The sequence below is a fragment of the Prevotellamassilia timonensis genome (genome assembly GCF_021531665.1).
In the GTDB taxonomy this organism is placed as follows: domain Bacteria; phylum Bacteroidota; class Bacteroidia; order Bacteroidales; family Bacteroidaceae; genus Alloprevotella.
This window is the reverse complement of record NZ_JADYUH010000080.1, coordinates 1-8,333: the sequence shown is the minus strand read 5'-3', so window position 1 is coordinate 8,333 and position 8,333 is coordinate 1. Positions and strand designations below refer to the sequence as shown.

The following is an 8,333-nucleotide window of genomic DNA, read 5'->3' as shown; positions in this document are numbered from 1 at the left end:
TACTTACCCAATTCAAACTGAATCGGGTAAGGGAGCTTTTGTCGCTATTTTATTCTTAAATGAAAGAGCCGTGATTGCCAAGTGATGAAAGATGCCGAAAGGTTAATTCCGCAGGAGACGAAGAGCCCGACTTTTCAACTGTCTGCCGGAACAGCCACACCATAAAAGCCGTTCTTTTAGCGGGTAATTGTGGGAATTTGGATAATTTTGCGCACCGAGGGGAAGCCGCTGCCGGTGCAACGGAAAGCCACAAAGAATTCACGCCGGCAGTCTTTGACTTCGCCCACTGCTAAGCTCACGACAGAAACAAGACACGACATCTTCTCCTTTCAGCACCATGAACGAACTTAAAACCTTGACCGCCGATTTCATCCGCCTTTTGGGATTCCCCGACTCTGTCAACAACCAACTGACGTTCTTTCTGCTCTGCGGACTGACAGCGGCACTGACCGGACTGCTCAGCTATCTGCTTCGAACCTTCTTCACCCCGTTCTGCTCGCGCTGGACGAAGAAAACCAACGTGGTCTGGGATGACTATCTGCTCAACCCGCCCGTGCTCAACGCCACTTGGCATCTGTTGGGCGCTTTGGTTTTCTTCCACCTCCTGCCCTACTGCTACACGCTGCCGGAGTCCGCATGGTATGTCTTCGTCGAACAAGCCACCAAAATCTTCATCACGCTCTGTGCCACACACATCGTTACGGCCTTCTTGACGAATCTGGCAAACTACACCACCGAACAGGAAGCCACACAAAAACACGCTCTGGTTGGAATCACGCAGTTCTTGAAACTGCTCACCTATTGCATCTGCGGCATCATCATCATTTCCTTCATCTTCGGACGCAACCCCATCAGCATCATCGCCGGACTCGGAGCCGCCGCCACCGTCTTGATGCTGGTTTTCAAAGACACCATCCTCGGACTTGTCGCGGGCATTCAACTCTCTGCCAACCGAATGATGAAACCTGGAGACTGGGTGACCATTGAGAAACTACACGTGAACGGCATCGTCGAACAAATGTCGCTCACCACCGTCAAAATCCGAAACTTCGACAACACCATCTCCACCGTGCCGCCCTACACACTCGTCAGTGACGTCTTCCACAACTGGACGGGAATGTATGAAAGCGGCTCCCGCAGTGTGAAACGTGCACTCTTTCTCGACAGTCGAACCATCCACTTCCTTGAAAAAGAAAACGTGGAGACACTTGTGAAAAAGAATCTCGTCCTGCCGGAAGACTGCCGGGAAGCCACAGGGGAAAACGACAAACCAACTCCCGAGCCGGTCAATCTCGCTCTCTTTCGCGCCTACGCCACCCGCTATCTCGCCACCCTCTCCGTCGTGGACACCGACACTTGGGTCTTGGTGCGCCAACTGGAGTCCACACCCCAAGGACTGCCCCTGGAGTTTTGGTTCTATCTCAAAGAAACGGACTTCGTGCGCTACGAAAACATCGCTTCCCAAATCTTTGAACACTTCATTGCCGTGCTCCCTCACTTCGGTCTCCGCCTCTTCCAAGCACCCACCGGCGATGATTTAAGGGCTGTGCTATAAATTATGGAACAAGTAGTGAGTTGTGGTTTGAACACATTTTCTGATTCCTATGCAAAAACATCTTCTCCTCTCTCTCTTCCTTCTCCTCAGCGAATCTGCCTCCGCCCAGATGGTGGGCACGATGCAAGAACTCTCCGCTGAACGCCAAGCCGTTGCCACCCACATCGTCTTGGAGGGCAAGGCTCTCTCCACCGCCGGCAACTCCGACTTTCGCCGCCTGCGCGACTGCTGTCCCCGTCTGGAAACGATAGACCTGCGACGCAGCCTCTGTCGCGAGATTCCCTCCAACGCCCTTTTCGCCTGCCACCGTCTGAAGGCACTGACCCTGTCGGACAGTGTTCGTCTCATCGGTCCCCGAGCCTGCTATGCCTGCGACGGTCTGACGGAACTCGTTCTACCGCCCACATTGGAAGAAGTGGGCGATGAGGCTTTTGCCGCTTGCCGAAGGCTGCGCCTCCTCATCGTGCAGGGAACGCCCCACTTGGGAGACCTGTCATTTGCGGGGCTTGACAGTCTGCGAGAAATACGCCTCAGTTCTCCCACTCCGCCGCCCGCCGAAGCCACTGCCTTTTGGGGGCTGCGCGGAAAAGGCGTCAAACTCTCCGTGCCACGTGGCAGTGAGAAAGCCTATCGTACCGCACCGGGTTGGAGCTTACTTTTTGAGAAGAAAGTGGCGGCACAACCTGCCGCTCTCCCCAATCTGATTCCCGTTCCGACAAGCGTGCTGCCACAGGAAGGTTGTCTGAATCTGAAGGAACTGGGCGGCGTGGAGGCAAACCCCGAACTGGCGAACGAAGCGGACCATGCACTCCGCATCCTTTCCGAACGCACCAACTTCTGTCCCAAACGCGGAAAGGCACGTTTGAAACTCCAACTCGACACCACACTGAACAGCCGTACGGACGAGGCTTACCGTCTGGAGGTCACCCCTTCGGGCATCCTCATCACGGGTGTTTCGCCCCGCGCCGTCTTTTGGGGGCTCATGACGCTATCTCAGTTGCTGGAGACTCCCGATGCGGAAGCCCGCTGCTCCACTCTGCCCGCACTCATCGTGGAAGATGAGCCCCGCACTGCCCTGCGGGAACTGATGGTGGACCCTGCACGCATCTTCATCCCGCTGAAAGAACTGAAGCCGTTCGTGGTTGAAATGGCGCGCTTCAAGTTCAACGCCCTCCACCTACATCTCGTGGACGACCAAGCCTGGCGCATGGAAATCAAAACCTATCCGCTGCTGACGGAACTGGGCAGCCACCGCGTGGGCATGGACGACATGCCGCTGGAGATTTCGGGCTACTACACACAAGAGGAAATGCGGGACTTTGTCGCCTTCGCAGCCCGCCACCACGTGGAGGTCATTCCCGAAATAGAAATGCCGGGGCACGAAATCGCAGCGATTCACTGCTATCCGCAACTGACCTGCGGCGCACGCAAAGTGCCGATTCGCCTCACGTGTGGCGTCTCAAACGAACTGCTCTGCCCCAGCGAGGAGTTTGTCTATGAGTTCTTGGGCAACGTCTTCCGCGAACTGAGCGAAGTTTTTCCTTCGCGCTATGTGCACCTCGGCGGCGACGAAGCGGGTAACCCGCCCTTGAACTGCTGGACACACTGTGAGAAATGCGACTCACTGCGCCGCAAGTTGGGCATCACCGCCACCGACGGAAGCGAAAACTGGCGCTTGCAAAAACATCTCTTTGATCGAGTCATCGACACACTCCGCACACGCCACGGGAAAACTCCGATGTTTTGGTATGAGACGGACTTCCGAGAGATTCCCGAGGGCTGCGTCACCTTTGCCTGGCGTCACGGTTTGACCGCCGCTGCCATCCGAGCAGCACAAGAGAACGGCAGGAAAATCATGCTTTGCCCCGGCGAGCACTGCTATCTGGATTATCCCGCCGCACCGGGCGACATGCCGGAGGTGAACTGGGGAATGCCCGTCACCTCGCTGGAGCAGACCTATCGCCTTGACCCTGCGTGGGGCTTCGGAGAGGATTTTGAAAAGCACAACCTGATGGGAGTGGCGGGCACACTTTGGAGCGAATGCATTTCCTCGCCCGAACGCCTATATTATATGGCATACCCTCGTGCCATGGCTCTCGCCGAAGCAGGCTGGAGCATTCCCGCCAATCGAAGTTGGGAAAGTTTCCGCGAACGTGTCAGACACCAAATGCGACAGCACCGTCTCCGCCGATTCTGAAACCCTCGAGAAACAATATACCACGGTTGCGGTATTGCGTGCGCCCTCCGATACCCCTACCTTTGCATCGTCAAAAACCAGAAAACGAACCACACAAAAACAAACCAAAAAACATAGCACCATGAGCAAAATCTATCAAAGTCTGACAGAACTGGTGGGCAACACGCCGTTGCTCGAAATCAAAAACATTGAAGCACATCTCGGACTCAAGGCACGTGTCTTGGTGAAACTCGAACTCTTCAACCCCGGCGGCAGCGTGAAGGACCGCGTTGGTCTCGCCATGATTCGTCAGGCTGAAGCAGATGGAATCCTGCGCCCCGGCGGCGTCATCATTGAACCGACCAGTGGCAACACCGGCATCGGTCTGGCATGGGTTGCCGCCGTCAAAGGCTATCGCATCATCCTCACCATGCCCGAAACAATGAGCCTTGAGCGCCGCAATCTCTTGAAAGCGTTAGGGGCAGAACTCGTGCTCACCCCCGGAAGCGAAGGAATGAAAGGTGCCATTGCCAAAGCCAAAGAACTGCAACAGGAAATCTCAGGCTCCTTCATCCCACAACAATTTGAGAACCCTGCCAACCCTGCCATCCACACCGCCACCACCGGCGAAGAGATTTGGCGCGACACGGACGGCGAAGTGGATGTCTTCGTCGCAGGCGTCGGCACCGGCGGCACCGTGAGCGGAGTGGGAAAGGCGCTCAAACAACACAAACCCTCTGTGCGCGTCGTGGCAGTGGAACCTGCCTCCTCCGCCGTGTTGGAAGGTCAGCCCTCCGGACCTCACAAGATTCAAGGCATTGGTGCCGGTTTTGTGCCCGCCAACTTCAACCGTGAGACGGTGGACACCATCCTTCCCATCGAGGACAACCAAGCCATCGCCGCCTCCCGCCTCTTGGCACAGAAAGAAGGACTGCTCGTCGGCATCTCCTCCGGCGCTGCTCTCCATGGCGCACTTGAACTGGCAAAGAAGGAAGAGAACGCAGGAAAAACCATTGTGGCACTGCTCCCCGACACCGGTGAACGCTATCTCTCCACCGTGCTCTACGCCTTTGAAGACTATCCGCTTTGATGACAATAACCCACACGAACGGTGTGACGCAGGTAACTCTCCTTGCCTGTGCTCACACCGTCTTTTGTTGAAGCACTTCTCATGCCCCTCCCTCCTTCCTCCCGTCCCATCATTTTGTGCGACAATCAACCGCTCACTCGCGATGCCGTAGCCTCCTATCTCTCTGACCACCTCATCTTTCTCGCATCAGAGAAAGGTCGGCTGGTGACTCTGCTGGGCAGGCATCCGGAAAGTGTGGTCGTGGTGGACTATGCTCTTTTTGACTTCAGCGGTCCGGAAAACGTGTTGATATTGCTGCGCCGTTTTCCGCAGTCCTCATGGATTTTTCTTTCGTCAGACTTCCGCGAACCTTTTCTTCGTTTGCTGGGCACGGAGGTGCAAGCAAGTTTCCTGACGAAAAATTGCTCACGCCAAGAAGTGCTGGAAGCGGTTCACGCAGCAGAAAAGAGAGAGCAACATGTTTGCGATTCCGTTGCCGAACAGTTGCGCACCGGTTTTTCATCCACGGCGGCAGACAAACTGACCGTCTCTGAGACAGAGGTGCTTTCCTTGTTGGCACAAGGACTTTCTTCTCGTGAAATTGCCGAAAATCGCCACACGAGCATCCACACCGTCGTCACGCAGAAGAAAAACATCTTCCGCAAACTAGGTGTCAGCACCGCCTTTGAAGCCACCCGCCATGCCCTCCGTGCCGGACTGGTCAATCCCGTCGAATATTACATTTAAAGAAAGAAAAAGCGGAAGGAGGAGAATGGAGCAGAAGGTTTTCTCCGGCAGGACAGCGATAAGTAATATGAAAATAATAAGTTGCGTCAGATTTGAATGACATTTTCGAGGTCAGATTTTCACCCGAAGAAGGAGCATAGCCGCTGCTATGTGACTGATGAGGGAGGAAATATGGACCGAAAAGATTTTCAAAGATGATGCAGGTTATTTTTTGAGGATTACTAAAAGCAGAGCATCCCCCTTAAAAGTTGGGATTGCAATGATGAAACCGTGCCGTTCATGTGGTTGCATGAACGGCACGGTTGAGTTTGTGACTTTAGGGGTGTCCTAATAGAACATATTGCTGTCCGGTAAAAGCATCGGATGGATAGACTCCATTGATGTTTTCGCGGGAAAAGCACCCTCTAAAGTTTTCCGACGCTGTTTGACAGTCATTCGACGGTCATTTGACATTGTGTCGGAGAGTCGTTGAATAAGTGTCAAATAGGTGTCAAGTCAAGACACGTTTCTTCTCAGTGTCCGAATCCGCCGGGGAGAATTTTCTGGAAGAAGTCGTTGCCTTTGTCGTCCACAAGGATGAAGGCGGGGAAGTCCACGACTTCGATTTTCCAAACGGCTTCCATGCCCAGTTCGGGGTATTCCACGCATTCGATGCTCTTGATGCTCTGTTGGGAGAGGATGGCTGCGGGACCGCCGATGGAGCCGAGATAGAAACCGCCGTGTTTCTTGCAGGCGTCGGTCACCTGTTGCGTGCGGTTGCCCTTGGCAATCATCACCATGGAGCCGCCGTGACTTTGGAAGAGATCCACGTAGGGGTCCATGCGGTTGGCAGTGGTGGGACCCATGGAGCCGCACGGCATGCCGGCAGGTGTTTTGGCGGGTCCGGCATAGAGCACGGGATGATTCTTGATGTAGTCGGGCAGGTCTTCGCCGCGGTCGAGGCGTTCTTTGAGTTTGGCGTGAGCGATGTCACGTGCCACGATGATGGTACCGTTGAGGCTGACGCGTGTGGCGACGGGGTGTTTGGAAAGTTCTTTGCAGATTTCGCTCATGGGGAGGTTGAGGTCAATCTTCACGGCGTTTCCTTCGCCTGCCTGACGGAGTTCTTCGGGGATGAGGGAGGCGGGGTTGTCGTCCATTTTCTCAATCCACACACCGTCCTTGTTGATTTTGCACTTGATGTTTCTGTCAGCCGAGCAACTCACTCCGAGGCCGACGGGGCAACTTGCGCCGTGGCGGGGAAGACGGATGACGCGGATGTCGTGGGCAAAGGCTTTGCCGCCGAACTGTGCGCCCAGTCCAATTTTGTATGCCTCTTTGAGTAGTTCTTTTTCGAGTTCGATGTCGCGGAAGGCGCGTCCTGTTTCGTCGCCGGTGGTGGGCAGGTTGTCATAGTAGTGTGTGGAAGCCAGCTTCACGGTCAGCAGGTTCTTTTCGGCGGAGGTGCCTCCGATGACGAAGGCGATGTGATAGGGCGGGCAGGCTGCAGTTCCGAGGCTCTTCATCTTGTCCACGAGGAAGGGCACGAGCGTTTTCGGGTTCAAAATTGCCTTGGTCTCTTGGTAGAGATAGGTCTTGTTGGCAGAGCCACCGCCTTTGGTGACGCAGAGGAAATGATATTCCATTCCTTCCGTGGCTTCGATGTCGATTTGTGCGGGGAGGTTGCAGCGTGTGTTTACCTCCTCATACATGGAGAGGGGTGCATTCTGTGAGTAGCGCAGGTTTTCTTCGGTGTAGGTTTTATAGACACCTTTTGCGATGGCTTCTTCGTCGCAGAAGCCTGTCCAGACCTGTTGTCCCTTTTCGCCGTGAACGATGGCGGTGCCGGTGTCTTGGCAGATGGGAAGTTTTCCTTTTGCGGCGGTCTCAGCGTTTCGCAGGAAGGTGAGAGCGACATATTTGTCGTTGTCGGAGGCTTCCGGGTCGGAGAGGATGGACGCCACTTGTTCGTTGTGGGCGCGGCGGAGCAGGAAGTTCACGTCACGGAATGCCTGATTGGTCATCATGGTGAGCGCTTCGGGTTGCACTTTGAGGATGGGATGTCCTTCAAATTCGCCCACACTCACGTAGTCCTTCGTGAGGAGATAGTATTCCGTTTCATCTTTGCCCGTTTGGAACATGGGGGCATACTTAAATTCGGGATTGTTTGCCATGATTTTGATGATATGAGAGTTGAAGATTGTTAGTTCTTTGCGCAAAATTAAAGATTTCCTCGGAGTTTGGGCGTTTGCGGCGGGAATAATCCTTCTTCTTGCTTTTTTCGGAGCGTGGTGATGAATTCCTTTTATCGGCAAAGGTGAATTGGATGCAGGGAGCGTGCAGGGGGACTAATAATTATTGCTGTGCGGTAAAACTTTCTTTCTCGTTCTGAAAAGTGTAGGCGGTCAGTCATGAATGTAAGTCCATTTCAACCCTGCACTATTCGTAAATAAAAGGGGAAAGAAAAAACTATACAACCCTACACAAAATCCTACATTCAACCCTGCATTCCGCTGATTTTCCACGCGTTACGAAATGTATAGTTTGTGCTTCAAACCCTACACAAACCCTACACAAAACTATACACTGAACCCTACACGGCGGCGGAAATGAACGTTGCTTTGTGTATGGTTCAGTCCGTCGTTGTGTAGTTTTTTTGAGGAAGGCAAATTTTAACCGGGTGCGCTCTTAGTTTTACTTAGGTGCGCTCTTAGTTTTACTTAGGTGCGCTCCCAGTTTTTCTTAGGTGCGCTCCCAGTTTTTCTTAGGTGCGCTCCTAGTTTTTCTTAGGTGCGCTCCTAGTTTTT

The 8,333-nt window shown here is 53.9% G+C and carries 5 protein-coding genes; 4 read left to right on the top strand and 1 reads right to left on the bottom strand.

The window, feature by feature from the left end; translation table 11 throughout:
• Window positions 1–337: 337 nt before the first annotated feature.
• The 4 genes from I6E40_RS10115 to I6E40_RS10100 all read left to right on the top strand — a co-directional run bounded on the left by I6E40_RS10115 (window position 338) and on the right by I6E40_RS10100 (window position 5,547).
• Window positions 338–1,555 carry a mechanosensitive ion channel family protein gene (locus I6E40_RS10115; RefSeq protein ID WP_235387004.1) on the top strand — a complete coding sequence of 406 codons (1,218 nt, stop codon included), beginning with the start codon at window positions 338–340 and terminating at the stop codon, window positions 1,553–1,555.
• A gap of 49 nt (window positions 1,556–1,604) precedes the next feature.
• A complete protein-coding gene (locus I6E40_RS10110; protein WP_235387002.1) occupies window positions 1,605–3,752 on the top strand; it encodes a family 20 glycosylhydrolase in 2,148 nt (715 codons plus the stop codon).
• Window positions 3,753–3,873: 121 nt separating this feature from the next.
• Complete coding sequence (gene cysK / locus I6E40_RS10105) at window positions 3,874–4,821, top strand: cysteine synthase A (RefSeq protein WP_235386994.1); 948 nt, start codon at window positions 3,874–3,876, stop codon at window positions 4,819–4,821.
• A gap of 81 nt (window positions 4,822–4,902) precedes the next feature.
• Window positions 4,903–5,547 carry a response regulator transcription factor gene (locus I6E40_RS10100; protein ID WP_235386992.1) on the top strand — a complete coding sequence of 215 codons (645 nt, stop codon included), beginning with the start codon at window positions 4,903–4,905 and terminating at the stop codon, window positions 5,545–5,547.
• 512 nt (window positions 5,548–6,059) lie between these two features.
• On the opposite strand, the gene I6E40_RS10095 is transcribed toward I6E40_RS10100, so the two are convergent.
• Entirely contained in the window at window positions 6,060–7,700 is a 1,641-nt protein-coding gene (locus tag I6E40_RS10095; protein WP_235386990.1) for a fumarate hydratase, read from the bottom strand.
• Between the last annotated feature and the right edge of the window lie 633 nt (window positions 7,701–8,333).

Coding starts and splice junctions, on each gene's coding strand:
- I6E40_RS10115 (WP_235387004.1), top strand. CDS start 338: ATGAACGAACTTAAAACCTTGACCGCCGATTTCATCCGCCTTTTGGGA.
- I6E40_RS10110 (WP_235387002.1), top strand. CDS start 1,605: ATGCAAAAACATCTTCTCCTCTCTCTCTTCCTTCTCCTCAGCGAATCT.
- cysK (WP_235386994.1), top strand. CDS start 3,874: ATGAGCAAAATCTATCAAAGTCTGACAGAACTGGTGGGCAACACGCCG.
- I6E40_RS10100 (WP_235386992.1), top strand. CDS start 4,903: ATGCCCCTCCCTCCTTCCTCCCGTCCCATCATTTTGTGCGACAATCAA.
- I6E40_RS10095 (WP_235386990.1), bottom strand. CDS start 7,700: ATGGCAAACAATCCCGAATTTAAGTATGCCCCCATGTTCCAAACGGGC.